The sequence below is a fragment of the Burkholderia sp. Bp9090 genome (genome assembly GCF_003857985.1).
GTDB lineage: Bacteria > Pseudomonadota > Gammaproteobacteria > Burkholderiales > Burkholderiaceae > Burkholderia.
Map to the genome: position 1 here is coordinate 1 of NZ_QTPV01000024.1, position 25875 is coordinate 25875.

Here is a 25875-nt window from a genome sequence, read left to right on the forward strand (position 1 = left end):
CGTCGCGGCGGCCGGGCGCGGCGTGACCGCGGTGCGCGGCGCGGCCGGTTGCTTCAGCGCGGCTGCGGCCGGTCGCGCGGCGGTCGGTTGCGGTCGAACGGGCTCGAACCCGGCCGGCAGCGGGGCCGGACTGGGGCGCGGCACCTGGCTGTTCGCGGCGGCGCGCGCGAGGCTGGCGGTGCTGCCGGTCGTCGGGGGCGGCATGGCGCTCGTCGCGCCCGGTGCGGGCGGCGGCATGCGATTGGCCGACGTCGGCTTCAGCCAGCCCGTCGGCGCGACCGGCTCGGCGAGCGGACGCGGCGCGGGCTTGCTGCGCGGCTTCGGCCGCGCCTGCGGATCGGGCTTCCACAACGTCGGGCGCGAATACCGGCCGTTCTGCCGCGGCGCCATCGAGTTGACGGTGTGGGCGGTGGTCGGCTGCACGATGTCGTCGTCGCGATGCAGCGCGCTGCGCGGCAGGTCGGCAACGCCGCGCACGTCGTCGTCGTCGACGTCGCGCGCGAGCTTGACGCCGAACGACGTGTCGACCCACGCGGCGAACTGCCGCCAGCCGATGCCGGTCAGCCACGGCAGGCCCGCGAAGAACAGCACGACCATCGCGACCGGCGTGCCGATCGGGCCGAGCACATGCGCGAAGCCGTTCGAGAACGCGTGGCCGAGCGCATTCGAGTCGGGGCCCGACAGCGGGCTCGTCAGCGCGCAGCTCGCGACAAACACGGCCGCGAAGCCGAGCCACAGGCGAATCGAGCCGCGGCCGGCGAGTCCGCCGCCGCCGGGCAGCATCGCCTGAACGAGACGCCAGATGAGAAGGAGGAACCAGACGGCGGAGATGCCGAACCAGCCGAAGACAACCGTGTGCATGCTTTGATGAAACAGGAAGAGGGCGGGGAGCGCGGTGCGCGACCCGCCGAGTTTAACCGGCCGACGAACAGGACTCTAAGGCAGTTTGAAGGCGTCGAAGCGCTTCCAGGCCGCGGGACGCATGCGTCCGGGATCCGCGCGCGGCGAAGGCGGCCGATCAGCCTTCGCCCGCGCGCTGCATCAGGGGCTCCGGCGCGTGAAGGTCAGCGTCGCGCCGGCTTCGGTCACGATCTGCAACTGCTGCGGCTCGCGCATCTGCACGCCGGTCTTCCCGATGTGCGCGAGCGCATCGAGGTACGCGTGCTCGAGCTGGCCGCCGAGCGTGTTCGTGCATGCCATGCGCGTGCCGGCGAGCGGCCCGAAGCTCAGCAGGCCGTTCTTCAGCGCATAGGTTCCCGTATAGCGGTTGCAGCCCGAAAAGCCGCTGGCGCGCCGGACGCCCGCTTCGGTGGACAGCGCGAGCTTGATCGGCTCGCCGTTGTCGCCGTGCGGAATCGTGCGCGGCGTGCCGTCGGCGTTCACCCAGCTCGTGAGCTCCCAGCTCGTGTCGTCGAGCAGCTGGACGGCGGCGGGGTTGTACGGGTCGGGTGCGGGGGCGGCGGAATCGGGGTGGGTCGGCATCGCGCAGGCGGCGAGAAGCGTGGCAAGCGTCAACGCGCAGAGCGGCGCGCGCAGCGGGCGAAGCAGGCCGGTGCGTGCGCGTGCGGCGGCGGACAGGTGGGACATGAGCCTCGTTCCTCATCGGATTCTGATCAAGGCGTAAGAGTAACGCACCCGCCCCGCGCGAGGCGAGCCGACACTTCGCGCGTGAAAACGTTCGCAATCCGCCCGCGAGCCTCGCGCTGCGGGGGGCGATGCGACGAAACCGGCCGGACCGGCGCGGGTGCGCGTGAGGTGTGCGTCGGGTGTGCGTGTTAACATCGAAGCCGTTTTCGTCCTCCAACAGAACCAGCGGGAAATCACATGCAGATCGGTCAGCGGCTCGGTACGCCGCTCTCACCCTCGGCCACGCGCGTCATGCTGCTCGGCGCGGGCGAACTCGGCAAGGAAGTCATCATCGCGTTGCAGCGGCTCGGCGTCGAAGTCGTCGCGGTCGACCGCTATCCGGACGCACCGGGCCACCAGGTCGCGCATCGCGCGCACGTGATCGACATGACCGACGCCGCCGCGCTGCGCGCGGTCGTCGAGGCCGAGCGTCCGCACCTGATCGTGCCGGAGATCGAGGCGATCGCAACCGATGCGCTCGCGGCGATCGAGGCGGCCGGCCTGGCCGAGGTGATCCCGACCGCACGCGCGACGCAGCTCACGATGAACCGAGAAGGCATCCGCCGTCTCGCGGCCGAGGAACTCGGGCTGGCAACTTCGCCGTACGCGTTCGCCGATTCGTTCGACGCGTTCAGCGCGGCCGTCGCGAAGATCGGCATGCCGTGCGTCGTGAAGCCGGTGATGTCGTCGTCGGGCAAGGGACAGTCGGTCGTGCGGACCGAGGCCGACGTGAAGCCCGCCTGGGACTACGCGATGGCGGGCGGCCGCGTGAACCACGGCCGCGTGATCGTCGAGGGCTTCGTCGATTTCGACTACGAGATCACGCAGCTGACCGTGCGCGCGATCGACCCCGCGACGCTCGAGACGCGCACCTACTTCTGCGAGCCGGTCGGGCACGTGCAGGTGGCGGGCGACTACGTCGAATCGTGGCAGCCGCAGCCGATGAGCGCCGTCGCGCTGGAAAAGTCGCGCGAGATCGCGCACAAGGTGACCGAGGCGCTCGGCGGGCGCGGGCTGTTCGGCGTCGAGCTGTTCGTGCGCGGCGACGAAGTCTGGTTCTCCGAGGTGAGCCCGCGGCCGCACGACACCGGCCTCGTCACGCTCGCGTCGCAGCGCCAGTCGGAGTTCGAACTGCACGCGCGCGCGATTCTCGGGCTGCCGGTCGATCCGGCGCTCGGCTCGCCGGCCGCGTCCGCGGTGATCTACGGCGGGCTCGACGAGCGCGGTATCGCGTTCGAGGGCGTGCGCGACGCGCTGGCCGTGCCGGGCGCCGACCTGCGCCTGTTCGGCAAACCGGAAAGCTTCGCGAAGCGGCGCATGGGCGTCGCGCTCGCGACCGGCGCGACCGTCGACGAAGCCCGCGAACGCGCGAAGCGCGCCGCGGCGGCCGTGCGGCCCGTGTCGGCACGCTGACCGGACCAGGAGAGCGCGATGGCGTCGACATGGCAGCGGATCGGACGGCTCGGCAAGCTGGGCGCCGCGCTGGCGCTGGTCGCGAGTCTCGCGGGGTGCGGCCTCGCGGCCGCGCCGTGCCGGGTCGCATCGGCCGGGCTGAAGATCGTGCCGCTCGTCGGCCACGTCGCGGCCGCGCCGACCGACGCGTGCGCCGACGTCATCGATCCCTGACGGGCGAACCCTCGATCCCTAACCAACGACAATCGCGCGTCCCGCGAGGGCGCGCTTCCACCCGTCTCGTGAGAGGAACTGCATGATTCGCCACACCCTTGCCGCGCTCGCGCTGGCCGGCACCGCCGTTTCCGTCGCGCAGGCCGCGCAACTGACCGTCGAGGAGATCGACGCCGATGCGCGCGTGCAGACCCTCTATCAGTGCGCGAACCAGAAGCAGCCCGTACGCGTGTCGTACTGGCGCGCGGGCAACGGCCAGAGCTTCGCGCTGGTGCCGGTCAACGGGCAGCAGCTGCTGTTCGTCGATACCGTTTCGGCGTCGGGCGCGCGTTACCAGGCCGGACGCTATACCTGGTGGACGAAGGGCAAGGAAGGGACGCTGCGCGACGAGATCGCCGACCAGAACGCGGCACCGCTGCTGGGCGACTGCGTGCAGGTCGAGAAGAAGAAAAAGAAGAAGGGTTGAACGCGGCGCGCGATCGGCTACGCCGCGCGGGCGTGCCGGTTGCCGCGATCGATGCGGGCAGCCGGGTTCGACCTCGGACCGGAACGTGGCGCCGGCGGCGCCCGGGCTCGCTGGCCGCCGGCTGATTCCTCGCGGCAGATGCCCCGCGGCAGATGCCCGAGATTCGACCCCGTATTTCCACCATCAGCCGATCGAGATAGCCCGATCGCACGACGCATCCGCCCCGCGCCGGCCTGTCGGCGCACGCCGCGAGCCGCCGCCGGGGCCGTTCGCGGCGTTGTCACGGACAGATTGCTGCGCAGTGCTACAATACGCCCCTTTCCGCCGGCATTCGCGCCGAACGGAGTCCGCACGGCCTGTGGCGCCCGATGTTCGAATTGAACCGGTCCCAAGCGCCAGAGCGGCGCCGCGCGGCGCGCCGCGGCTCCGTCTACTTCCGAAATGTGATGAGCGCAGGCCCGGCCGGCCTGACGCACGAAGTCCCCGCCGCGCCTTTTGAGCGAAACGCCACCATGTCCGATTCTGTCGCCAAGCCAGTCGACGCAACCTTCGATCAATTCGGCCTTGCCGCCGATATCCTGAAAGCCATTGCGGAGCAGGGCTATACGACGCCGACGCCGATCCAGGCGCAGGCCATTCCGGTCGTGCTCGCCGGCCGCGACGTCATGGGCGCCGCGCAAACGGGCACCGGCAAGACCGCGAGTTTCTCGCTGCCGATCCTCCAGCGCCTGCTGCCGCAGGCCAACACGAGCGCATCACCCGCGCGCCACCCGGTGCGCGCGCTGATCCTCACGCCGACCCGCGAACTCGCCGATCAGGTCGCCGCGAACGTGCATGCATACGGCAAGCACACGCCGTTGCGCAGCGCGGTCGTGTTCGGCGGCGTCGACATGAACCCGCAGATGGCCGAGTTGCGCCGCGGCGTCGAGATCCTGATCGCGACGCCGGGCCGCCTGCTCGACCACGTGCAGCAGAAGACCGCGAACCTCGGGCAGGTGCAGATGCTCGTGCTCGACGAGGCCGACCGGATGCTCGACATGGGCTTCCTGCCGGACCTGCAGCGCATCCTGAACCTGCTGCCGAAGGAACGCCAGACGCTGCTGTTCTCGGCCACCTTCTCGCCGGAAATCAAGAAGCTCGCGTCGACCTACCTGCGCAACCCGCAGACGATCGAGGTCGCGCGCAGCAACTCGACCAACGCGAACGTCACGCAGATCGTCTACGACGTCGCCGAAGGCGACAAGCAGGCCGCCGTCGTGCAGCTGCTGCGCGATCGCGGGCTCAAGCAGGTGATCGTGTTCTGCAACAGCAAGATCGGCGCGAGCCGGCTGGCCCGCAACCTCGAGCGCGACGGCGTGGTCGCGTCGGCGATCCACGGCGACAAGACGCAGATCGAGCGGATGCAGGCCCTCGACGCGTTCAAGCGCGGCGAGATCGAGGCGCTGGTCGCGACCGACGTGGCCGCGCGCGGCCTCGACATCGCCGAACTGCCGGCCGTGATCAATTTCGACCTGCCGTTCAACGCGGAAGACTACGTGCACCGGATCGGCCGCACGGGCCGCGCGGGTGCGACGGGCGATGCGCTGTCGCTGTGCAGCCCGAACGAGCGCAAGCAGCTCGCCGATATCGAAAAACTGATCAAGCGTCCGCTCGAGGTGCAGACGCTCGCGCTCGACAAGCCGGCGCGCCATCGTCACGACGATCGTGGCGGCGAGCGCGGGGGCGACCGTAGTGAGCGCGGTGATCGCGGCAGCCGTCGCGATCGCGACGAGCATCGCGGCGCGTCGGGGCGTCGTCCGGGCGGGTCCGAGCGCGGCCATCACCGTCGTCACGAGGCGCCGGTCGACGACTTCTTCCTGAAGCCGTACGAACCGTCGGCGCCGGCGAAGCAGCCGGAAGAGACGAAGTCCGCGCAGCAGCCCGAGAAGAAGGGGCCGAAGCGTCAGGTCGCCGCGCTGCTGGGCGGCTTCGGGATGCCGCGCAAGCCGTCGGCGTAAGCGGGCGGTTCACGCGGTCGGTGCGGCGCGCGAGCGCTGCCGCGGAAACGGGTGCATGCGATGAGCATGTGCCCGTTTTTCATTGGGCGAGACGATTCGTGAAGGAGCGGGCGGGATGGGCGGCGACTTGCCGCGTGGGGCGGGGGCAGCCTGCGGGACTACTCCGATGCCGTGTCGCCGGCGGGCGTTCCGTTCAGGCTGCCATCACGCTTGCATGCGACCGGACTCACCGCTGACGGACGCAGGAACGCGGTCGACACGAACGGGTGTCCCGCGAGCGCCTCAACCGGCGCGTGGCCCGAAGCGACGCGCCCACGCATCGGTCGCGGCCGCGTAGAACGCATCGAGCGTATCGATCGACGGATCGCCATTGGCCGACAGGCCGAGATGCTCGGCGGCGGCGCGCAGCGCCGGCAGCGGATCGTCGCGCTCGAGCGCGATCGCACCCGTCTGCTTGCTGAGCTTTTCACCGTTCGCGTCGACGACGACGGGCACGTGCAGGTACGCCGGCGTCGGCACGCCGAGACAGCGCTGCAGGTAGATCTGGCGCGCGGTCGAGTCGAGCAGGTCGGCGCCGCGCACGACGTGCGTGATGCCCGCGTCGGCATCGTCGACCACGACCGCGAGCTGATACGCCCATTGGCCGTCGGCGCGCTTCAGCACGAAATCGCCGACCTCGGTCGCGAGGTTTTGCGCTTGCGTGTGCTGCCAGCGGTCGTCGAACGTGACGAGCGCCGCGTCGCCGTCCGGCACGCGCAGCCGCCACGCGCGGGCGGGCTTGCCGTGCAGGCCGGTGCGGCAGGTGCCCGGGTAGGCGAGCGTCGTGTGGCGCTCGTGCGCGGCACGCAGCGAATCGGCGATTTCCTTGCGCGTGCAGCCGCACGGATAGACGAGCCCCGCGGCGACGAGCCGTTCGAGCGCGGCCGCATAGTCGGCCTCGCGCGTGCTTTGCCACACGGGCGGCTCGTCGGGCGTCATGCCGAAATGCGCGAGCGTCGCGAGGATGTCGTCGGCGGCGCCGGGCACCGTGCGCGGGCCGTCGATGTCCTCGATGCGCACGAGCCATGCGCCACCGTGCGCGCGCGCGTCGAGCCAGCTCGCGAGCGCGCCGACCAGCGAGCCGAAATGCAGCGGGCCGGTGGGCGACGGTGCGAAGCGGCCGCGGTAGCCGTTCATCGGGACGCGGTGCGACGCGCGCTTACGCGGCGCTGGCTGCCTGCGCGCAGGCCGGGCACGACTTGCCGGGCACGTAGCTCGGCGCTTGCTGGGCTTCCGGCGTGACGACCGCGCGGCACGCGAAGCACGTGACGTTCTCGGTCGGCTGCAGTTGCGGGTTCAGCGCGGTGCGGTAGTCGAACACGAAGCAGTCGCCGTGATAGTGCGCGCCGCCGACTTCCTCGAAGTACTTCAGGATCCCGCCCTCGAGCTGGTACACGTTCTCGATGCCGATTTCCTTCATGTGGATCGCCGCCTTCTCGCAGCGGATGCCGCCGGTGCAGAACGACACGACCGTCTTGCCCTCGAGATCGGCGCGGTTCGCGTCGATCACTTCCGGGAACTCGCTGAACTTGTCGATCCGGTAGTCGAGCGCGTCGTCGAACGTGCCGACGTCCACTTCGAACGCGTTGCGCGTGTCGAGCATCACGACCGGGCGGCCGGCGTCGTCGTGGCCGCGGTCGAGCCACGCCTTCAGCGTGTGCGCGTCGACCGACGGCGCGCGGCCGAGCTCCGGCTTGATCGCGGGCTTCTTCATCGTGATGATCTCGCGCTTCAGGCGCACGAGCATCCGGCGGAACGGCTGCGAGTCGGACAGGCTCTCCTTGAACTGCAGCGTCGCGAACTTGCCTTCGAACAGCGGATCGTGGCGGAGGTAGTCGATGAAAGCGTCGGTCGCGTCGCGCGGGCCGGCGATGAACAGGTTGATGCCTTCCGGCGCGAGCAGGATCGTGCCGCGCAGGCCGAGTTCGTTGCAGCGGGCGGTGACGAGCGGGCGCCATTGCTCGATCGCGTCGAGCGACACGAAGTGGTAGGCGGCAAGGTTGACGATGGTCATGGTGGTCCGACGGGAAAACGGCCGCGGCCGTGCGGCGGGCGCACGGCGGCCCCGCAAAAAAGGGTGCGAAGCCGGGGCGGTGATTCGAAAACCCGTATTATCCCGCAAACTGCACGTCTGCCGGCACCCGGCCGTTCGGCCGGCGTCGCGCGCATCGGCCGAACGGCCGGGCGCGGGGATTTTTTGGGCAGCCTGCGCGGCGACGCGGCTACAATAACGCCCATGTCAGATCCCCGCTTCGTCCATCTTCGCGTTCACTCCGAATTCTCGATTGCCGACGGCATCGTGCGTCTCGACGACATCGTCAAGGCGGCGGCCGCAGACGGCCAGGGCGCGCTCGCCCTCACCGATCTCGGCAACGCGTTCGGCCTCGTCCGTTTCTACCAGGAAGCCCGCGGCAAGGGCATCAAGCCGATCGCCGGCTGCGACGTCTGGATCACCAATCCGGACGATCGCGACAAACCGTCGCGCCTGCTGCTGCTGGTAAAGGACAAGACCGGCTACCTGAACCTGTGCGAGCTGCTGTCGAAGGCGTGGCTCACGAACCAGTACCGCGGCCGCGCGGAGCTCGACGCGAGCTGGCTCGACGGCGAGCTGTCGCAAGGGCTGCTCGCGCTGTCGGGCGCGCAGCAGGGCGACATCGGGCTCGCGTTCGCGGCCGGTAACGAGGAGGCCGCGCGCCGGCACGCCGAGCGCTGGGCGAAAGTGTTCCCGGGCGGCTTCTACATCGAGCTGCAGCGTTACGGCCAGCCGGGCGCCGAGGCGTACATCCAGCAGGCCGCGACGCTCGCCGCGTCGCTGAAGCTGCCGGTCGTCGCGACGCATCCGACGCAGTTCATGACCGACGACGATTTCACCGCGCACGAAGCGCGCGTGTGCATCTCGGAAGGCGACATGCTCGCGAATCCGCGGCGCCAGAAGCGCTTCACGACCGATCAGTACTTCCGCACGCAGGACGAGATGGTCGCGCTGTTCGCCGACCTGCCGTCGGCGGTCGCGAACACGGTCGAGATCGCGAAGCGCTGCAACCTGAAGCTCGAACTCGGCAAGCCGAAGCTGCCGCTGTTCCCGACGCCGGACGGCATGTCGCTCGACGATTACCTCGTCCAGCTGTCGAAGGAGGGGCTCGAGAAGCGCCTCGAACAGCTGTATCCGGATGCGGCGGAGCGCGACGCGCAGCGCGACACGTACTACAAGCGGCTCGAATTCGAGTGCGGGACCATCACGAAGATGGGCTTCCCGGGCTACTTCCTGATCGTGGCCGACTTCATCAACTGGGCGAAGAACAACGGCGTGCCGGTCGGTCCGGGCCGCGGCTCGGGTGCCGGTTCGCTGGTCGCGTACGCGCTCGGCATTACCGATCTGGACCCGCTGCGCTACAACCTGCTGTTCGAGCGATTCCTGAATCCGGAACGCGTGTCGATGCCCGACTTCGACATCGACTTCTGCCAGCACGGCCGCGATCGCGTGATCCAGTACGTGAAGGAAAAATACGGCGCGGATGCCGTGTCGCAGATCGCCACCTTCGGCACGATGGCCGCGAAGGCGGCCGTGCGCGACATCGGCCGCGTGCTCGATCTCGGCTACATGTTCACCGACGGCGTCGCGAAGCTGATCCCGTTCAAGCCGGGCAAGCACGTGACCATCGCCGACGCGATGAAGGAAGAGCCGCAGCTGCAGGAGCGCTACGACCACGAGGACGAAGTGCACCAGCTGCTCGACCTCGCGCAGCGCGTCGAGGGCCTGACGCGTAACGTCGGGATGCACGCGGGCGGCGTGCTGATCGCGCCCGGCAAGCTGACCGATTTCTGCCCGCTGTACACGCAGGGCGACGACGGCGGCGTCGTCAGCCAGTACGACAAGGACGACGTCGAAGCCGTCGGCCTCGTGAAGTTCGACTTTCTGGGTCTCACGACGCTGACGATCCTCGACTGGGCCGAGCGCTACATTCGCCGCCTCGATGCGTCGAAGGCCGACTGGTCGCTCGCGCAGGTGCCGCTCGACGATCCGGCGTCGTTCCAGATCCTGAAGAAGGCCAACACGGTCGCCGTGTTCCAGCTGGAAAGCCGCGGGATGCAGGGCATGCTGAAGGATGCGCAGCCCGACCGCTTCGAGGACATCATCGCGCTCGTGTCGTTGTACCGTCCGGGCCCGATGGACCTGATCCCGAGCTTCTGCGCACGGAAGCACGGCCGCGAGAAGGTCGACTATCCGGATCCGCGCGTCGAACCCGTCCTGAAAGAGACCTACGGCATCATGGTCTATCAGGAGCAGGTGATGCAGATGGCGCAGATCATCGGCGGCTACTCGCTCGGCGGCGCCGATCTGTTGCGTCGCGCGATGGGCAAGAAGAAGCCCGAGGAGATGGCCAAGCACCGCGAGATCTTCGCCGAGGGTGCGGCGAAGAACGGCCTGACGCGCGAGAAGTCCGACGAGATCTTCGACTTGATGGAGAAGTTCGCGGGCTACGGCTTCAACAAGTCGCACGCGGCCGCCTATGCGCTGCTCGCGTATTACACCGCGTGGCTGAAGGCGCACCATCCGGCCGAATTCATGGCGGCCAACATGACGCTCGCGATGGACGACACCGACAAGGTGAAGATCCTGTACGACGACTGCGTCGTGAACAACCTCGCCGTGCTGCCGCCGGACATCAACGCGTCGCATTACCGGTTCGAGCCGGTCGCCGAAGCCGACGGCAAGCGCTCGCGCACGATCCGCTACGGTCTCGGCGCGGTGAAGGGCAGCGGCCAGAACGCGATCGAGGAGATCCTGCGCGCCCGCGACGAAAAGCCGTTCACCGACCTGTTCGACTTCTGCGAGCGGATCGACCGGCGCGTCGTCAACCGCCGCACGGTCGAGGCGCTGATCCGCGCCGGCGCGTTCGATTCGCTGAACGCGAACCGCGCGCAGCTGATCGCGTCGGTGCCGCTCGCGATGGAAGCGGCCGACCAGGCCGAAGCGAACGCGATGCAGGCCGGGCTGTTCGACATGGGCGCCGAGTCGCCGCACGCGCATGCGCTCGTCGACGAACCCGCGTGGGACGACAAGCGCCGCCTGCAGGAAGAGAAGGGCGCACTCGGCTTCTACCTGTCCGGCCACCTGTTCGACGCGTATCGCGACGAAGTGCGCCGGTTCGTGCGGCAGAAGGTCGGCGACCTGAAGGAAGGGCGCGACAAGCTCGTCGCGGGCATCATCGCATCGCTGCGCACGCAGATGACCCAGCGCGGCAAGATGCTGATCGCGCTGCTCGACGACGGCTCGGGCCAGTGCGAGATCACGATCTTCAACGAGCAGTTCGAGGCGAACAAGGCGCTGTTCAAGGAAGACGAACTGCTGATCGTGCAGGGGCAGGCGCGCAACGATGCGTTCACCGGCGGCATCCGCTTCACGGCCGACACGGTGATGGATCTCGAACGCGCGCGTAGCCGCTACGCGCAGGCGGTGCGGCTCACGATGAACGGCAATGCGGATGCGGCGGCGCTGCGCCGCGTGCTCGAGCCGCACGTGTCGAAGGACGATTCGGCCGCGCCCGCGGTCGAGGTACCCGCGCCGCGCGGCGGCGGGCGCGACGGCGGGCGTCGCCCGCAGGCGCCGCTGCCGAACGGGCTCGCGGTCCAGGTTCACTACAGCAACGCGCGCGCGCAAGGGGAAATGCGTCTCGGTGACGCGTGGCGCGTGAAGCCGAGCGACACGCTGCTCGCGGAGTTGCGCGCGACGTTCGACGGCAGCATCGTCGAAATCACTTACTGACGGTCCCCGCCGGACGGTCGTTGCCTGCGCGGCCCGTCGCATCGCCATCGTGCGGTGCGGCGGGCCGTTTTCATGTCGGCGGATGCTTGGGGCCGTCATCCGGACGCTATACAATCCGTCGCGCGACGCCGATACGGCGCCGGTTGCGGTCTGTCCGCCGGCCGGCGGCGACATCGCGCGCGCGAATCAGACGGGGACGGTTCCGCGCGGCACGCGATGCGTCGCGGTGCCGCGAGCGACCACGCGACGAAGCCGGCACGGTAAAGAACGCCAGGATGCCGGCTGGTGCGCGACGATAAAAAATCGACAGCATCACAACAACGATGGCCAACGGGAAACCGACGGGGCGGATCCTCGTGATCCGGATTGATTTTCTGGGCGACATGCTGTGCACGACCGCTTTTCTCGGCGCGCTGAAACAGCGCTGGCCGGGCAAGGAGCTGCACGTGGTCGCGAACCGCTACAACGCGGCCGCGCTGGCCGGCAACCCGGACGTGCACACGGTCCATACCTACGTGTACAGCCGTCAGTGCGAGCGCAACGACCGCCCCGGACGGATGCGCGCGTTCTTCGACCGGCTGCGGCTCGTGCGCCGGCTGCGCCGCCTGCGGTTCGACCTCGTGGTCGTGCCGAACGGCGGCATGCATCGCAGCAGCATCCGGTTCGCGCGGCAGCTCGGCGTGAAGGATTGCCGCTGGCACGATGCCGATTCCGAATTCGACGACCGCAAGCCCGACCATGTCGCGTCGCGGCCGATTTGCCATGAAGCGCTGTCGGGATTCCGGCTCGTGCCCGAACTCGGCCGCGCCGATCTCGACGGTCTCGTGCTGTCCGTCCACCCGGACCGTGCGCTGCAGGACACGTGGTATCGGCTGCTCGGGCCTCGCACGAAACCGCGCGTCGGGCTGTTCGTGTCGAACAAGGCGGCCGAGCGGCGCTGGCCGGCCGAGCGATGGCGCGACCTCGGCCGGCGGCTCGCACCGTTCGCCGACGTGATCGTGTTCCGCGATTCCGCCGTGTCGGCCGAGGCCGCCGCCGACCGCGACGCGTGGCGGGACGTCAACGCCCGGCATGTCGCGCCGTCGTCGGTCGTCGAACTGGTGGCCGCCGCGAGCCTGCTCGACGCGATCGTGTCGGCCGACAGCGCCCCCGTGCATCTCGCGTCGGCGCTCGGCGTGCCGGTCGCCGCGCTGTTCGAGGACCGCCCCGAGAAATACCGGCGCTGGCATCCGCTCGGCGTGCCGCACATGATCCTGCGGGCCGGCGCGACGGTCGACGCGATCGGCATCGACGCGCTCGAGCGCGCGGTGCTTCATCTGTTGACGCAGGCCGGACAGCTCGACGACGCGATGGGGGGTGCGATGCCGCTCCCGGCCGCGACGCTCGCGGCACCCGCGGTCGGCGCGATCGTTTCGTAGCCCCCGGAAGGCCGGCGGCGCCTGCATTGCCGGCACCGTCATCGGACGCGCAAACGGGGCCAGGCGGCGCGGCGGCGGCAGGCCCCGCCGTGCGTCGTTGCCTGCGGTGTTGCCAACCGCCTGCCACCGGCTGCCGCTCACCGCCCACTGCCCACTGCTCACCGCTCACCGCTCACCGCTCACCGCTCACCGCCAACCGCCAACCGCGGCACTTCGCCGACGCCCGCACCCGACGCCACGCCACCGGCCGCAAAATCCTGTACATTGCGAGCCTTGTCCAGCCAGCTAGACGGAACGATCGCCGTGGCCCTGTTTTCTTCCGCCCGCCCGCCCCGAACCATCCTCGTCGCGGCCCCGCGCCGTATCGGCGACGTGCTGCTGACGACGCCGCTCGTGCGTTCGCTGAAGGCGCGCTGGCCCGATGCGCAGATCGACATGCTGGTGTTTCGCGGCACCGAGGGCGTGCTGGAGCACAACCCCGACGTGCGGCGCGTGATCGTCGTCGCGCAGCGCGCGGGGTTCCGCGAGCGGCTGCGCGATGCGCTGTCGATGTGGCGCCGCTACGATCTCGCATGCGCGGCACTGAGCTCCGACCGGCCGCGCTTCTACAGCTGGTTCGCCGGCCGCAAGCGCGTCGGTCTCGTCGATCCGAACCGCGTCACGTGGCTGACTCGAATGATGCTGAACGGCATCGCGATCAATCATCACGAGTCCGCGCATACGGTCGTCAGCACGCTTGCACTCGCGCCGGTGATCGGCATCGAGCCGGTATCCGAGGTGGTCGCGCCGGGCATCGGCGACGATCCCGCGCGGCGCGCGCGTTTCGACGCGTGGCTCGCCGAATCGCCCGCGATCCGCGACGGCAAGCCGCTCGTCGTGCTGCATCCGTATCCGATGTTCCGCTACAAGCAGTGGCGGCTCGAAGGCTGGGTCGAGATGATCGAATGGCTGCGCGCGCAGGGGTTTGCGATCGCGCTGTCGGGCGGCCCGGCCGATCGCGAGCGCGAGTACGCGGAGCAGGTCGCGGCCGAGGCGGGCGGCGACGTGCTGAACCTGGTCGGCCGCCTCACGTTCGGCGAAAGCGCGGAGCTGGTGCGGCGCGCGCGGCTGTTCATCGGGCCCGATACGGGCGCGACGCACGTTGCGGCCGCGACGGGCACCGACACGATCGCGCTGTTCGGTCCGTCCGATCCGGTGCGCTGGGGGCCGTGGCCGCAGCACTGGCCGGCGACCGAGAACCCGTGGGCGCTGCGCGGCTCCGCGCGGCACGGCAACGTATGGCTGCTGCAGGGCGAGGGCGATTGCGTGCCGTGCCGGCACGAAGGCTGCGAGCGCCATGTCGACAGCCACAGCGACTGTCTCGTCAATCTCGGCACGCAGCGCGTGAAGGCGGCGGCCGCCGAGATGCTCGGACTGAATCCGCCGGGCGCCGCCGACGCGGTCGTCGACACGTCGCGACTGCACCGCGCGCGCCCGGACTGACGCGCGAAAGCCGTACGTTTCCTGAGTCGAAAAGTGGGGAGTGGCGACGCGGCGCCGCCGCGCGGCCGTGCTTCCGACAAGCGGCACGCATGCGCCGCCACTGAAGCCACTGAAGCCGTAGAAGCCGTAGCAGCCGTAGCAGCCGTAGCAGCCGAACCGGCGGCAGGCGGCAACCCGCGCTGCCCGCCAGAGCGTCACATGATGCGTTACGCGCTGCGCCGGATCGCCGACGTTTCGCGCGGCAGCGCTTCCGTGCGCGTGCCGCAGCCGAGCAGGATCCCGGCAAGCAGCACCAGCAGGTGACCTTCGGCGAAATCGAGCAGCAGCGAATTCGCAAGGCTGCCGATCGCGAAGATCGCGAGCCACCCGAGCAGCACATGCCGCGAGCGCGGGTCGAGCGCGCGGCTGCCGCGCGCGATCTGCACGATCAGGTTCACGAACAGCAATACGCCGAGCGTGCCGAGCTGCACGGCCATCAGCAGGTATTCGTTATGCGGATTCGACGTGAGCTGGCCTTCGGCAGCCGTCTTGCCGGCCGTGAGCTTCTCGAACTCGAACTCGAGGCCGCCGGCGCCGTAGCCGATCACCGGGCGCTGGCGATACAGCTCGAGCCCCTTCTTGTACCACTCGAGACGCAGCCCGGTCGACGTGACCGCATCGGTCTGCCGATACTGCTGCACTTCCGACACGACCTTCACGAGCCGGCCGTTGTGCACCGTGCACGCGGCGACGACGAGCGCGACGCCGGCCAGGACCAGCGCCCCGGCGGCGAGCCCCGCGCGCAGCGCCGACTGGCGGCGCAGCAGCAGCACGAAGCGCACCGCGACGACAAGGATCAGCAGCAGCGCGATGACCTGCCCGGTGCGTCCCTGCAGCATCACGAACACGTTGATCAGCGACCATGCGGCCACGGTGGCATACGCGGCACGCGACAGCGCGGTGCGGGCCGACAGCGCGAGGTCGGCCGCCTGGTAGAACAGCAGCGCGCCGAACATGCCGGCCGCGATGTGGTTCTTGAACACCCAGGCGCGCGACAGCGGCAGTTCGCTCGAATGCGCGGGCCCGATCGCGGTCAGCCCGAGATAGTTGGTGGTCGACAGCAGCAGGATCACGCACAGCGTGCCGAACCAGGCGCGCCGCACGATCGGCGCCCAGTTCGAATGGCGGAAGGCCAGCACGGCAAACGGCAGCAGCAACAGCTTGTCGTACTTGGCGACCCAGTTCCACGCCTTCGGGTGCGGCGCGACCGTATAGGTGACGCTCGCGGCCAGTGCCGCGAGGATCAGGAGCGCCGCGAGCGACGCCGGTTCGGCGACGAACGTGCGCAGGTCGCGCCAGAATTCGGGGGAGATGACGAGCGCGGCCGCGAACAGCCCGCAGAACACGTTGGTCAGCGCGGTCGAGACGGGCACCATGCAGAGCGCGACGACGGCGAAGGCGCGGGCGGCGGTCAGGCGCCGCGAGGCGGGAGCGGAAAACGAAAGCATCGGAACCTGTCGAATGGACGAATGCGGCATGCGGGCACCGTGCTGCGCGCCGCGCGTCCCGGCGGCACCGCGCGGGACGAAGCGCGCAGTATACGCGAAGCCGCGGGCGTTTCCGTGCCGTTTCCGGGGTCGGGTCAGCTGAACGCGCGCTTGATCCGCGAGCGCAGCAGCGCACGCTTCAGGCGCCCTTCGACGGCCGGCGTGTCGAGCGCGACACGCGCGCCGGCCGGCTCGCCGCGATGCAGGTAATAGCGGTCGAACGTGGCCTGCGTCATGCCCCATTTGTTGAGGAACTGGCGGCGGCCGTCGTTCTTGACGATCTTGCCGGTGCTCTTCTGCTGGAAGTGATAGACGAGGCTGTCGCCCACGCCGAGGAAGATCCGGCAGCCGGCGTCCCAGAATTTCATCGAGAAGTCGTTGTCGCTGCTCATCCCCGGCGACAGCTCGCTGCTGTAGCCGCCGATGCGGTTCCACCAGTCGCGGTGCACGAGCGTCGGCGGCCAGGTCGAGCCGAGCCAGTCCGCGCGCGCGAGCCGCGGCGTGGCCGCGACGAGGCCGGCCGCGTCGAACTGTTCGGCGTCGCGGCCGAAGTTGCTGACGACGACGCACGGGTTGCGCGTGTCGACCGGCTCGACCATCGTGCCGGACAGCATGAACAGGTCGGTCGGCATCTGCTCGATGCGCCGCACGAGCGCCGCGTCCCAGCCCGGGCAGCAGTACATGTCGTCGTTCATGTAGACGACGTAGTCGCGCGTCGCGCGGGCGGCGGCCAGGTTCACCGCGTGGCAGATGCCGATGTTGGCCGGCGACGCGGTGTGCTCGATGCCTTCGCTGCGCACCCAGTCGAGCGTGCCGTCCGCGCCGTCGTTCACGTGCACGATGATCTGGTGGTCGTACGCCGAATGACGGCGCAGGCTGTCGACGACGAGCTTGAGGTACGGCAGGTTGTTCCAGGTCGGGATGATGATGGAGAACATGGCGGTCGGATTCGGTGGTCGTCGTATCGGCGGCGCGCAGCGCTGCGCCGTGTGCTCGGGCGCGCATGGCGCGCGGGCAGCCCGGCATTGTAACGCCGGGCCGGCCGCATGCCGGCGGCGTCAGGGTGGCGGCAGGGCGGGCGCGCTCAGCGGGCCGCTTCGTGGCCGAGCTTCAGGAACCGGTAGTAGACGGTTTCCGCGTTGAACACGGCGATCATGAAGCCCGCGCGGCCGTCGAGAAACCCGCGCCGCAGCACGTAGGTCCGCACGAACGCCCATGCGCCGCGCGCGAGCGCCTTGCCGAAGCCGCCGCGCTGGCCGGCCGCGCGGCGCTGGCGCGCGCCGGCCGTCGAATACGCATCGAGCTTGCGCACGACGGTTTCGAAATCCTCGTATGAATAGTGCATCAGCTTGCCCGGCAGCCGCTGCGCAGGGGTGTCGAAGACGAGCCGCTCGTGCACCAGGTCGTCGGAGAAGCGGGCGGTGCCGCGCCGGAACAGGCGCGGCACCCAGTCCGGATACCAGCCGCTATGGCGGATCCACTGGCCGCAGAAGCTCGATAGCCGGTCGAGCGCGTAGACCTGCGCGGCCGGCGTGCGGATGGCCGTGCGGATCGACTGCGCGAGTTCCGGGCTGACTACCTCGTCGGTGTCGAGCGACAGGATCCAGTCGGTGTCGAGCGCGTCGAGCGCGCGGTTCTTCTGCGGGCCGAAGCCCGGCCAGTCGCGCTCGACGATCACGCGCGCGCCGTGCGCGCGGGCGATCTCGACCGTATCGTCGGTGCTGCCGCCGTCGATCACGACGACGTCGTCGGCGAAGGTCAGCGCGTCGAGGCACTGCGCGAGCCGCGCGGCCGCGTTGAGGGCGATGAGGGCGACGCCGAGGGTGGGTTCTGCCATGAAATCGTCGAAAAGGCGGAGAAAACGGTGAGCGGCAGTATACCCGCGCGCAGGCAGGAGGCCGCTTCGGCGACGGCCATGCCGGCGGGGGCGGTCCAGCTATAATGTTGGGCCTTTTTCGGCACCCGCCGGACGGGGCGAATTCCGGGCAGTCACGCCCCGGGCGCCGCGTCGCGGCTCAAGAAGGATTGCCTTGGAAACCCAGAACACTCTTCGCAAACCGATGGACGGCACCGGTACCTCGCCGCTCACGGTCCTCAAGCGCCTGTGGCCGTACATCCGGCCGCTCATCGGCATCGTGCTGCTCGCCGTGATGACGATGGGCGTCGTCGCGGCCACGGAAGCCGGGATCCCGGCGCTGCTCAAGCCGCTGCTCGACCACGGCTTCGGCTCGCACGGCAGCGACAGCGCGAAATGGTACGTGCCGATCGCGGTGATCGGCCTCGCGCTCGTGCGCGGCGTGTCGCAGTACACGTCGAATTACCTGCTCAACTACGTATCGAACCGCATCCTGCTGCAGCTGCGGCTCGAGATGTTCCAGCGGATGCTCCACACCGGCGCGTCGTTCTTCCAGCGCGAGACCGCGAGCACGGTGATCAACGCGATCGTGTTCGAGGTCAACCAGATCCTGTCGGTGCTGACCGGCGTGATGGTCACGCTCGTGCGCGACTCGCTGACCGTGGTGTTCCTGCTCGGCTACCTGTTCTACCTGAACTGGCGGCTCACGCTGATCGTCGCGGTGATCCTGCCGGGCATCGGCTGGCTCGTCAGCAAGATCAACCGCCGCCTGCGCCGCCTGAACCGCGAGCACCAGACGCTGACCAACGAGCTGTCGTACATCGTCGAGGAGACGGTCGGCGGCTACAAGGTCGTCAAGGTGCACAACGGCGAAGCGTACGAGATGGACCGCTTCACGACGATGAGCAAGCGCCTGCGCGGCTACGCGATGCGCATGACGATCTCGGGCGGGCTCGCGCAGCCGCTGACGCAGTTCCTCGCGTCGATCGCGCTCGCGGTCGTGATCACGATCGCGGTCGTGCAGTCGACCAACGACCAGACGACGGTCGGCGGTTTCGTCGCGTTCGTCACGTCGATGCTGCTGGTGATTTCGCCGCTCAAGCACCTGATCGACGTCAACCAGCCGCTGCAGCGCGGGATGACGGCCGCCGAGCTGATCTTCGGGCTGATCGACGAGCCCGCCGAGCCACAGGGCGGCGGCCGGGCGCTCGCGCACGCGCGCGGCGAGATCGAATTCCGCGACGTGTCGTTCGACTATGGCGCCTCCGAGCGGCCGACGCTCGACCGCATTTCGTTCAAGGTCGCGCCGGGCGAGATGATCGCGCTCGCGGGGCCGTCCGGCAGCGGCAAGACGACCCTCGTGAACCTGCTGCCGCGCTTCTTCGATCCGACGGGCGGCGCGATCCTGGTCGACGGCGTGCCGGTGGCCGACTACGACATCCACGCGCTGCGCGGCCAGATGGCGATGGTCAGCCAGGACGTCGTGCTGTTCAACGACACGATCGCCGCGAACGTCGCGTACGGGCAGACGCCCGACCGCGCACGCGTGCAGGCGGCGCTCGAGGCCGCGAACCTCGCCGACGCGGTCGCCGCGATGCCCGACGGGCTCGACACGCTGGTCGGCGGCAACGGGATGCGACTGTCGGGCGGTCAACGGCAGCGGCTCGCGATCGCGCGCGCGATCTACAAGGACGCGCCGATCCTGATCCTCGACGAGGCGACTTCCGCGCTCGATTCGGAATCCGAGCGTCACGTGCAGGCCGCGCTCGAGCGGTTGATGGAAGGGCGCACGACGCTCGTGATCGCGCACCGGCTGTCGACGATCGAGCGCGCGGACCGGATCCTCGTGCTCGAAGCCGGCAAGATCGTCGAAGAGGGCAGCCACGAAGAACTTCTGCGCCACGGCGGGCTGTACGCGCACCTGCACCGGATCCAGTACCAGCAGCAGGCGGCGTGACACAAAGTCGGGTCGCACCCGTGTGCTAGTCTTGATCGGGCAAGTCCAGTTGTTTCCGGTTCGACGTGACAACACGGAGGGAAGGACGATGAGGAAGATGCACGGGATGATGCTGGCCGCGCTGGTTGCGGCGAGTTTCGCCGCGCCGGTCGCGATGGCGCAGGGGCACGGCAACGACGACAACCACGGTGACCACGGCAATCACGGCATGCACCGCGGCCACGGCCCGAAGCACATGCCGCCCGGCCAGGCGATGCATCGCGACGACGACGTACCGCCGCGCTGGGCCGACCAGCCGCGCCGCGACTGGCACAAGGGCGACCGGCTCCCGGACGAATTCCGCGATCGCCAGTACGTGGTCGACGACTGGCGCGGCTATCGGCTGAGCCCGCCGCCGCGCGGCTATCACTGGGTCGGCGTCGGCGGCGACTATCTGCTCGTGCAGATCGGCTCGGGCATCGTGCTGCGGGTCGGTCCGTAACACCGGCCACACCTGCCGCCGCTCATCGCTTCATCCGGATGCCGGGGCGTGCGTCCCGGCATCCGCGTCACTTGTCCTGGTCCGACTTCACCGCCCGGCGGAACCAGCGTCGCTCGATCCGCGACATTGCCCAGCACACCGCCAGCGCGCAGACGGTGCCGAGCGCGACTTCCCCGAGCCGCATCAGCGGAATGTCCCACAGCGGGCCGTTACCCGGAAACAGCAGCACGATCGTCGCGGTGACGCCGCCGAGACGCGCCGCGCTGCCGACGTTCAGGCACCAGCAGCCGACGATCGTGATCGCGACCGCGATCGCATAGGCGACGAGGCGATCGCCGCCGAGCGCGGCCCCCGCGAAGCCGACCACGCCGCCGATCATCGCGCCGATGAACTGGTCGCGCGACAGCGACATCGTGTCCGAATAGTTGTGCTGCGTGACGGCGATCGCGGTGATCGCCGCCCACACGGCCTGCTCGGTGTGCAACGCGCGGCCGATCGCGTATGCGAGGCACGCGCCGCACACGGCCTGCAGCGCCATCAGCGCGCCTTGCGTGAGGCGTTCGCCGAAAGTCAGCCCCTTGAACAGATCGAAGATCGACTGCTGGATCTGTTGGCGGGCTTCGTTGAGGGTCCTGATCGTATCCATCGTGTCGGCCAAGAAGCGGGGCGGCGGTGCGTGTGTCAGTGCGCCTGTTCGGACGAGGCGGCGGCCGGCGTGCCCTCGGGTGCGTCGCCGTTCTCGACGCGCGTTTCGGGCATCGCGAGCCAGACGAGCAGCACCGCGAGCGCGCCGGCAGCGGCGAGCCCGAAGAAGCTGATCGCATTGCCGAAGTGATCGGCGACATAGCCGGCCACGGCCGTGCTGAGCGTCGCGCCGATCCCGGCCGCGAGCCCGAACAGCCCGATGCACAGGTTGTAGCGGCCCTTGCCGCCCGCGACGTCGGCCGCGATCAGCGGCAGCATCACGCCGAACACGGCCGCGCTGATGCCGTCGAGCATCTGCACCGGCACGAGCAGGTACGGGCTGCTCACGCCGGCGAACAGCAGCGCGCGCACCGGCAGCGCGGAGAAGCCGAGCAGCAGGATCGGCCGGCGTCCCCAGCGTTGCGAGGAACGGCCGACCCACGGCGACAGCATCGCGACGATCGCCTGCGGCACGATGATGCACGCGGCGATCACGAGCTGCACGTTCTCGCCCATCCCGGCCGTCACTTCGCCGGCCGCGAGGTTGAGCATCGCCGCGTTCGACAGGTGGAACAGCACGACGCACGCCGCGAAGATCAGCATCCGGCGATCGCGCAGCAGTTCGAGCAGCGTCTCGCGGTGCTCGCCTTCGTCGTGATCGTCGGGTTTCGACGATTGCGGGATCACTTCGTGGGTCGGCTGGATCATCGCGAGCGCGAACAGCGCGGGCAATGCCAGCACGGCGGTCAGCCAGAACACCGCGCGCGCGGAGAAATACTCGCCGGTGAGCCCCATCAGGCCCGCCGCGACCGCGCTGCCGATCGACGCCCAGCGTGCGTTGCGGCCGAGCCGGTCGCCGAGATCGGCACGGCCGACCAGCGAGAACGAGATCGCGGCCATCGCCGGCACGAGCATGCAGCTCGCGAAGCCGTGGAACACCTCGGCCGCGATCACCGGCACGATCGTCGGGCTCGACGCGAGCAGCACCGCGGACAGGATGATGGCCGCGATCGCCCACGCGGCCGCGCCTTTCTTGTTCTTCAGCGCATCGACGGCCGCGCCGCCCGGCACCTGGCTGACCATCGCGCTGATCGTGCCGATCGACAGCACCATGCCGATCTCGCCCTGCGTCCACTTGTGCGACGCGAGGTAGGACGCGATGAACGGACCGAACCCGGTTTGAACGTTTGCAACGAAAAAGTTGAGCCAGTCGAGGGACCGCAGACTGCGCACGCTGACGGAATGCTTGATCGTCATCGGGTGGCACTCGCAGACGAAGCCGGCACCGGTGCCGGGGCAACGGGCGGGAAGACCGCGATGATCGGCTTGTCGGCCGCGTAGGGCGGCGACGCCTTGATCTGCGCATCGTTCAGGTCGAGCTGCGGATGCAGCGCCTTGTCGCGCGTGACGAAGCGCAGCGCGCCCCAGCTCGCGGCGATCGAGCGGCGGTCGGTGTTGACGAGCCCGCCGAGGTCGAGCACGACCGCCTGCGGCTGCGCGGCGCGGTCGATCAGCACGTCGACGATGCGGCCGATCTTCGTGCCGTTCGGGCGCTCGACATCGCTGTCGAGCATCGGCAGTCGCGTCGCGGGCGACGCCGCGGCCGAACCCGACAGCGGCACGGCCTTCGGCCGCGCGGCCGGAGGCAGGTCGCCCGACGGCACGTCGAGCACGATCGGCTCCTGTTTGCCGCCCGGCGTGAAGCGGAACACGTTCCACGGGAAGATGACCTTGCGGTCGCCGACACCCATGAAGCCCTGCAGGTTGACGATCATCTCGCGCGGCTTGCCGCTCGCGTCGGCCACCATGTCGACCGCGCGGCCGATCACCTTGCCGTTGCGGCGCGCGACCTCGCTGTCGAGCAGCGCATGGATCTGCGTGCGGTCGAGCGGGCGCGTCGCGACGATCGGGGCGGGCGGTGGTGGCGGAGGCGTCGGTGTTTCGGGGCGCTGCACGGGTTTCGGCCGCGTCACTTCGCGGTGCGGTTTCTTCGGTGCTTCCGGCGCTTCCGGCTGCGTCGGCGCCGGCACGGGCGGCATCGTCAGCGGTTCGCCGGCGGTTTCCTCGACGGGCTCGACGAGCGCTTCGCTGATCGGCGCGGGCGGATTCTGCGTCGGCAGCAGCCCGCAGCCGGACAGCAGCGCGGCGGCGAGAACGAGGAAGACCGTCGAGGACGGGAACGACATGCGGGATGCGGGAAACGGAAATCCGCCGCTCATTGACACTCACTCCATGGGTCGGGGGCCGGGCCCGGAGGCGCGCGGCTGGCGATGGATGGCGGGTGCGGGCGGCGCACCACGCGAGGTGAGAGTTTAACGTGTCTTCCTTTCAGGGCCGATTTCGATGGCTTGCTGGAGGCGGACTGTCGGGGAAAGGTAGGGATCGGCGGCCGTCGCGTCGCAGTCGGGCGACGGGGAAGGCCGGCGGATGAGGGGCGGCTCACACGGGTGCCGCCCCGGCCCGCCGCCGTCATGGCGGGCAGGCGCGGGCGCTGCATGAAGCAGGGAGAAAACGGAGCGTCAGGCGTCCGGATACCACGCGTCGGTGAATTCGCTGACCCGGACGTCGGTCAGCTCCGGACGTGCGGCCAGCCACGCCCGCACGTTCTCGCGGTCGGCGTCGGTGGTCGTGCCGCGCGGCGCGCCGGAGATCACGTAGGCGCCGATCCCTTCGTCAGCGGAGGCGACGGTCAGCAGCCCGTTCGCTTCGACGAAATCGATGAATGCATCGATCAGCTGGCCACGTTCGAGGTCGGACAGCTCGTTGCGGTATTGCGCGGCCGCGTTGAACGCGAGTTCCTGGAACTCGGCGATGTGGAGTTTCTTGCGCTGGCGGCGGTTGTGGCGTTGGCTCATGGTGTGTGGTGAGTGAATGTGAGGTGGGAAAGGATAGCGCGGCGGCCGCTGCGGGCACTGTCCCGACGTGCCGCGCGGTCCGGCCGGTCGCGAAAGGGGCGAGCGTTGCGTCGTCGCGATATCGTGCTGTCGCGCGGCCGATCAGAAAACCATCGTTGAACAATCGATCGACTTGGCTTTCGCGGTGCGGCTCGGCCGGCGGCTGATTGCACGCGTGACCGAATGATACAGGGATGGCGAGCGTCTTCGGCTTTGCCAGGGCCGGCGGCTTCGAGTCGAGCGATACGAACCAGCGAATCGGCGAAATGCAAAAAGCCCGCTTGCTGTCGCAAAGCGGGCTTCGATGTTTGGTTGCGGGGATAGGATTTGAACCTATGACCTTCGGGTTATGAGCCCGACGAGCTGCCAGACTGCTCCACCCCGCGGCGCGAATTATAGTGACACTGCTGCGGTGCGTCAAATGCTCAGTGACCAAAGTTGATATCAAGCGGCCGTGCTTCGCTCGCCAGCGGGCGCTTACGTTGCCCGAGCCCTCGAAGCTCGGCGTGCCAACTGATATTTTTGCTCGATGCCCGCGGCAAGGGGGGCGATCTCCCGATTCGGAGATCGCCGCGCATGACCTTACATCAGCACGATATCGTACTGTTCCTGGCTCAGGTTCGACTCGACCTGCAGCGACACCGGCTTGCCGATGAAGTCGATCAGCATCGCGAGATGCTGCGACTCCTCGTCGAGGAACAGGTCGATTACCTGTTGCGCGGCGATCACGCGGAATTCGCGCGGATTGAACTGGCGCGACTCGCGCAGGATCTCGCGCAGGATGTCGTAGCACACCGTGCGCGACGTCTTCACCTGGCCCTTGCCCTGGCAGGTCGGGCACGGCTCGCACAGCACGTGCGCGAGCGATTCGCGCGTGCGCTTGCGCGTCATCTCGACGAGCCCGAGCTGCGAGAAGCCGTTGACCGTCACGCGCGTGCGGTCGCGCGACAGCGCCTTCTTCAACTCGGACAGCACCGCGTCGCGATGCTCGGCGTTCTCCATGTCGATGAAGTCGATGATGATGATCCCGCCGAGGTTGCGCAGCCGCAGCTGCCGCGCGATCGTATGCGCGGCCTCGAGGTTGGTCTTGAAGATCGTGTCGTCGAAGTTGCGCGCGCCGACGTAGCCGCCGGTGTTCACGTCGATCGTCGTCATCGCCTCGGTCTGGTCGATCATCAGGTAGCCGCCCGACTTCAGGTCGACGCGGCGCGACAGCGCGCGCTGGATCTCCGTCTCGATGTTGTACAGGTCGAACAGCGGCCGCTCGCCGGTGTAGTGATGCAGCTTCGGGCTCACCGCCGGCGTGAATTCGTTCGCGAATTCCGCGAGGCGCTGGTATGTCTCGCGCGAATCGACCTGGATGCGCGTCGTGTCGTCGTTCGCGAAATCGCGCAGCACGCGCTGCGCGAGATCGAGATCCTGGTACAGCAGGCTCGTCGCCGGCAGCCGCTGCGCCTGGGCCACGATGGTCGTCCAGGTCTTGCGCAGGTAGGCGACGTCGCCGGCCAGTTCGTCGGAGGTCGCGTCCTCGGCGATCGTGCGCACGATGTAGCCGCCTTTCTCGTCCGGCGGGATCACGGCGGTCAGCCGCGCACGCACGGCCTCGCGCTCGGCCTCGCTCTCGATCTTCTGCGAGATGCCGATGTGCGGCTCCTGCGGCAGGTAGACGAGCGTGCGGCCCGCGATGCTGACCTGCGTCGACAGTCGGGCGCCCTTCGTGCCGATCGGATCCTTGATCACCTGGACCATCAGCGTCTGGCCTTCGAACACGGTCTTCTCGATCGGCTGGTGCGGCGCGCCCGACTGCGGCTCGCCCGCGAGGCGCGGATGCCAGATGTCGGCGACGTGCAGGAACGCCGCGCGCTCGAGACCGATGTCGATGAACGCCGACTGCATGCCGGGCAGCACGCGCACGACCTTGCCGAGGTAGATGTTGCCGACCCGCCCGCGCGACAGCGTGCGCTCGACGTGAAGCTCCTGCACCGCGCCTTGCTGGACGAGTGCGACCCGCGTTTCCTGCGGCGTGAGGTTGATCAGGATTTCTTCGTTCATGGTGC

At 69.2% G+C, this 25875-nt stretch carries 20 protein-coding genes, 1 tRNA gene and 1 pseudogene; 9 read left to right on the forward strand and 13 right to left on the reverse strand.

Annotated elements, in window-relative coordinates:
• Both DIE16_RS21270 and DIE16_RS21275 read right to left on the reverse strand, forming a co-directional pair.
• Positions 1–861 (reverse strand): annotated as a pseudogene (locus DIE16_RS21270) (DNA translocase FtsK); the annotation flags it as partial.
• Positions 862–1041: 180 nt separating this feature from the next.
• A complete protein-coding gene (locus DIE16_RS21275; RefSeq protein ID WP_124487195.1) occupies positions 1042–1587 on the reverse strand; it encodes an META domain-containing protein in 546 nt (181 codons plus the stop codon).
• Positions 1588–1824: 237 nt separating this feature from the next.
• Between DIE16_RS21275 and purT the strand changes: the two genes are divergently transcribed.
• The 4 genes from purT (at position 1825) to DIE16_RS21300 (ending at position 5715) form a co-directional block, all read left to right on the forward strand.
• The gene (purT, locus tag DIE16_RS21280; protein ID WP_044844728.1) at positions 1825–3039 is read left to right on the forward strand and encodes a formate-dependent phosphoribosylglycinamide formyltransferase; all 1215 of its coding nucleotides are present in this window, start codon (positions 1825–1827) and stop codon (positions 3037–3039) included.
• A gap of 18 nt (positions 3040–3057) precedes the next feature.
• A complete protein-coding gene (locus DIE16_RS21285) occupies positions 3058–3252 on the forward strand; it encodes a DUF6726 family protein (protein WP_044844727.1) in 195 nt (64 codons plus the stop codon).
• 82 nt (positions 3253–3334) lie between these two features.
• Positions 3335–3718 carry an MliC family protein gene (locus DIE16_RS21290; protein ID WP_124487197.1) on the forward strand — a complete coding sequence of 128 codons (384 nt, stop codon included), beginning with the start codon at positions 3335–3337 and terminating at the stop codon, positions 3716–3718.
• A 446-nt stretch (positions 3719–4164) separates the two neighbouring features.
• On the forward strand, positions 4165–5715 hold the full coding sequence (locus DIE16_RS21300; protein WP_124893348.1) for a DEAD/DEAH box helicase: 1551 nt from the start codon (positions 4165–4167) through the stop codon (positions 5713–5715).
• A gap of 282 nt (positions 5716–5997) precedes the next feature.
• Here the strand turns inward: DIE16_RS21300 and gluQRS are convergent, their stop codons facing one another.
• On the reverse strand, positions 5998–6891 hold the full coding sequence (gene gluQRS / locus DIE16_RS21305; RefSeq protein ID WP_124893349.1) for a tRNA glutamyl-Q(34) synthetase GluQRS: 894 nt from the start codon (positions 6889–6891) through the stop codon (positions 5998–6000).
• A gap of 22 nt (positions 6892–6913) precedes the next feature.
• Entirely contained in the window at positions 6914–7768 is an 855-nt protein-coding gene (locus tag DIE16_RS21310; protein WP_124893350.1) for a sulfurtransferase, read from the reverse strand.
• A gap of 222 nt (positions 7769–7990) precedes the next feature.
• Here DIE16_RS21310 and dnaE point away from each other — a divergent pair, with 222 nt between their 5' ends.
• The 3 genes from dnaE (at position 7991) to DIE16_RS21330 (ending at position 14421) form a co-directional block, all read left to right on the forward strand.
• Positions 7991–11521 (forward strand): DNA polymerase III subunit alpha, encoded by a 3531-nt coding sequence (gene dnaE / locus DIE16_RS21315; protein WP_044844722.1) that lies wholly within the window; start codon positions 7991–7993, stop codon positions 11519–11521.
• Between the two features lie 323 nt (positions 11522–11844).
• Complete coding sequence (locus DIE16_RS21320; protein ID WP_124487201.1) at positions 11845–12939, forward strand: glycosyltransferase family 9 protein; 1095 nt, start codon at positions 11845–11847, stop codon at positions 12937–12939.
• A gap of 303 nt (positions 12940–13242) precedes the next feature.
• Complete coding sequence (locus DIE16_RS21330; protein WP_124487202.1) at positions 13243–14421, forward strand: glycosyltransferase family 9 protein; 1179 nt, start codon at positions 13243–13245, stop codon at positions 14419–14421.
• Positions 14422–14627: 206 nt separating this feature from the next.
• Here the strand turns inward: DIE16_RS21330 and DIE16_RS21335 are convergent, their stop codons facing one another.
• From DIE16_RS21335 to DIE16_RS21345, 3 genes are all read right to left on the reverse strand, one after another.
• Positions 14628–15908 (reverse strand): O-antigen ligase, encoded by a 1281-nt coding sequence (locus tag DIE16_RS21335; protein WP_124893352.1) that lies wholly within the window; start codon positions 15906–15908, stop codon positions 14628–14630.
• Between the two features lie 134 nt (positions 15909–16042).
• On the reverse strand, positions 16043–16885 hold the full coding sequence (locus DIE16_RS21340) for a glycosyltransferase family 2 protein (RefSeq protein ID WP_044844717.1): 843 nt from the start codon (positions 16883–16885) through the stop codon (positions 16043–16045).
• A gap of 146 nt (positions 16886–17031) precedes the next feature.
• Positions 17032–17784 (reverse strand): glycosyltransferase family 2 protein, encoded by a 753-nt coding sequence (locus tag DIE16_RS21345; RefSeq protein ID WP_124893353.1) that lies wholly within the window; start codon positions 17782–17784, stop codon positions 17032–17034.
• A gap of 223 nt (positions 17785–18007) precedes the next feature.
• Between DIE16_RS21345 and msbA the strand changes: the two genes are divergently transcribed.
• On the forward strand, positions 18008–19759 hold the full coding sequence (gene msbA / locus DIE16_RS21350; RefSeq protein WP_260426288.1) for a lipid A export permease/ATP-binding protein MsbA: 1752 nt from the start codon (positions 18008–18010) through the stop codon (positions 19757–19759).
• 88 nt (positions 19760–19847) lie between these two features.
• On the forward strand, positions 19848–20240 hold the full coding sequence (locus DIE16_RS21355; protein WP_124487206.1) for an RcnB family protein: 393 nt from the start codon (positions 19848–19850) through the stop codon (positions 20238–20240).
• A gap of 67 nt (positions 20241–20307) precedes the next feature.
• Here the strand turns inward: DIE16_RS21355 and DIE16_RS21360 are convergent, their stop codons facing one another.
• The 6 genes from DIE16_RS21360 to rng all read right to left on the reverse strand — a co-directional run bounded on the left by DIE16_RS21360 (position 20308) and on the right by rng (position 25870).
• Positions 20308–20886, reverse strand: a complete 579-nt coding sequence (locus DIE16_RS21360) for an aromatic acid exporter family protein (RefSeq protein ID WP_124893354.1) — start codon at positions 20884–20886, stop codon at positions 20308–20310.
• A gap of 35 nt (positions 20887–20921) precedes the next feature.
• A complete protein-coding gene (locus DIE16_RS21365) occupies positions 20922–22181 on the reverse strand; it encodes an MFS transporter (protein ID WP_124487207.1) in 1260 nt (419 codons plus the stop codon).
• A complete protein-coding gene (locus tag DIE16_RS21370; protein ID WP_124487208.1) occupies positions 22178–23143 on the reverse strand; it encodes a PRC-barrel domain-containing protein in 966 nt (321 codons plus the stop codon). The genes DIE16_RS21365 and DIE16_RS21370 overlap by 4 nt, the downstream gene beginning before the upstream one ends.
• A gap of 300 nt (positions 23144–23443) precedes the next feature.
• Complete coding sequence (locus tag DIE16_RS21375) at positions 23444–23779, reverse strand: YggL family protein (RefSeq protein ID WP_044844709.1); 336 nt, start codon at positions 23777–23779, stop codon at positions 23444–23446.
• A 348-nt stretch (positions 23780–24127) separates the two neighbouring features.
• A tRNA-Met gene (locus DIE16_RS21380) sits at positions 24128–24204 on the reverse strand.
• A gap of 196 nt (positions 24205–24400) precedes the next feature.
• Positions 24401–25870, reverse strand: coding sequence for a ribonuclease G (gene rng, locus DIE16_RS21385; protein ID WP_044844707.1), 1470 nt, complete (start codon positions 25868–25870; stop codon positions 24401–24403).
• Positions 25871–25875: the final 5 nt, after the last annotated feature.

Coding starts and splice junctions, on each gene's coding strand:
- DIE16_RS21275 (WP_124487195.1), bottom strand. CDS start 1,587: ATGTCCCACCTGTCCGCCGCCGCACGCGCACGCACCGGCCTGCTTCGC.
- purT (WP_044844728.1), top strand. CDS start 1,825: ATGCAGATCGGTCAGCGGCTCGGTACGCCGCTCTCACCCTCGGCCACG.
- DIE16_RS21285 (WP_044844727.1), top strand. CDS start 3,058: ATGGCGTCGACATGGCAGCGGATCGGACGGCTCGGCAAGCTGGGCGCC.
- DIE16_RS21290 (WP_124487197.1), top strand. CDS start 3,335: ATGATTCGCCACACCCTTGCCGCGCTCGCGCTGGCCGGCACCGCCGTT.
- DIE16_RS21300 (WP_124893348.1), top strand. CDS start 4,165: ATGAGCGCAGGCCCGGCCGGCCTGACGCACGAAGTCCCCGCCGCGCCT.
- gluQRS (WP_124893349.1), bottom strand. CDS start 6,891: ATGAACGGCTACCGCGGCCGCTTCGCACCGTCGCCCACCGGCCCGCTG.
- DIE16_RS21310 (WP_124893350.1), bottom strand. CDS start 7,768: ATGACCATCGTCAACCTTGCCGCCTACCACTTCGTGTCGCTCGACGCG.
- dnaE (WP_044844722.1), top strand. CDS start 7,991: ATGTCAGATCCCCGCTTCGTCCATCTTCGCGTTCACTCCGAATTCTCG.
- DIE16_RS21320 (WP_124487201.1), top strand. CDS start 11,845: ATGGCCAACGGGAAACCGACGGGGCGGATCCTCGTGATCCGGATTGAT.
- DIE16_RS21335 (WP_124893352.1), bottom strand. CDS start 15,908: ATGCTTTCGTTTTCCGCTCCCGCCTCGCGGCGCCTGACCGCCGCCCGC.
- DIE16_RS21340 (WP_044844717.1), bottom strand. CDS start 16,885: ATGTTCTCCATCATCATCCCGACCTGGAACAACCTGCCGTACCTCAAG.
- DIE16_RS21345 (WP_124893353.1), bottom strand. CDS start 17,784: ATGGCAGAACCCACCCTCGGCGTCGCCCTCATCGCCCTCAACGCGGCC.
- msbA (WP_260426288.1), top strand. CDS start 18,008: ATGGACGGCACCGGTACCTCGCCGCTCACGGTCCTCAAGCGCCTGTGG.
- DIE16_RS21355 (WP_124487206.1), top strand. CDS start 19,848: ATGAGGAAGATGCACGGGATGATGCTGGCCGCGCTGGTTGCGGCGAGT.
- DIE16_RS21360 (WP_124893354.1), bottom strand. CDS start 20,886: ATGGATACGATCAGGACCCTCAACGAAGCCCGCCAACAGATCCAGCAG.
- DIE16_RS21365 (WP_124487207.1), bottom strand. CDS start 22,181: ATGACGATCAAGCATTCCGTCAGCGTGCGCAGTCTGCGGTCCCTCGAC.
- DIE16_RS21370 (WP_124487208.1), bottom strand. CDS start 23,143: ATGAGCGGCGGATTTCCGTTTCCCGCATCCCGCATGTCGTTCCCGTCC.
- DIE16_RS21375 (WP_044844709.1), bottom strand. CDS start 23,779: ATGAGCCAACGCCACAACCGCCGCCAGCGCAAGAAACTCCACATCGCC.
- rng (WP_044844707.1), bottom strand. CDS start 25,870: ATGAACGAAGAAATCCTGATCAACCTCACGCCGCAGGAAACGCGGGTC.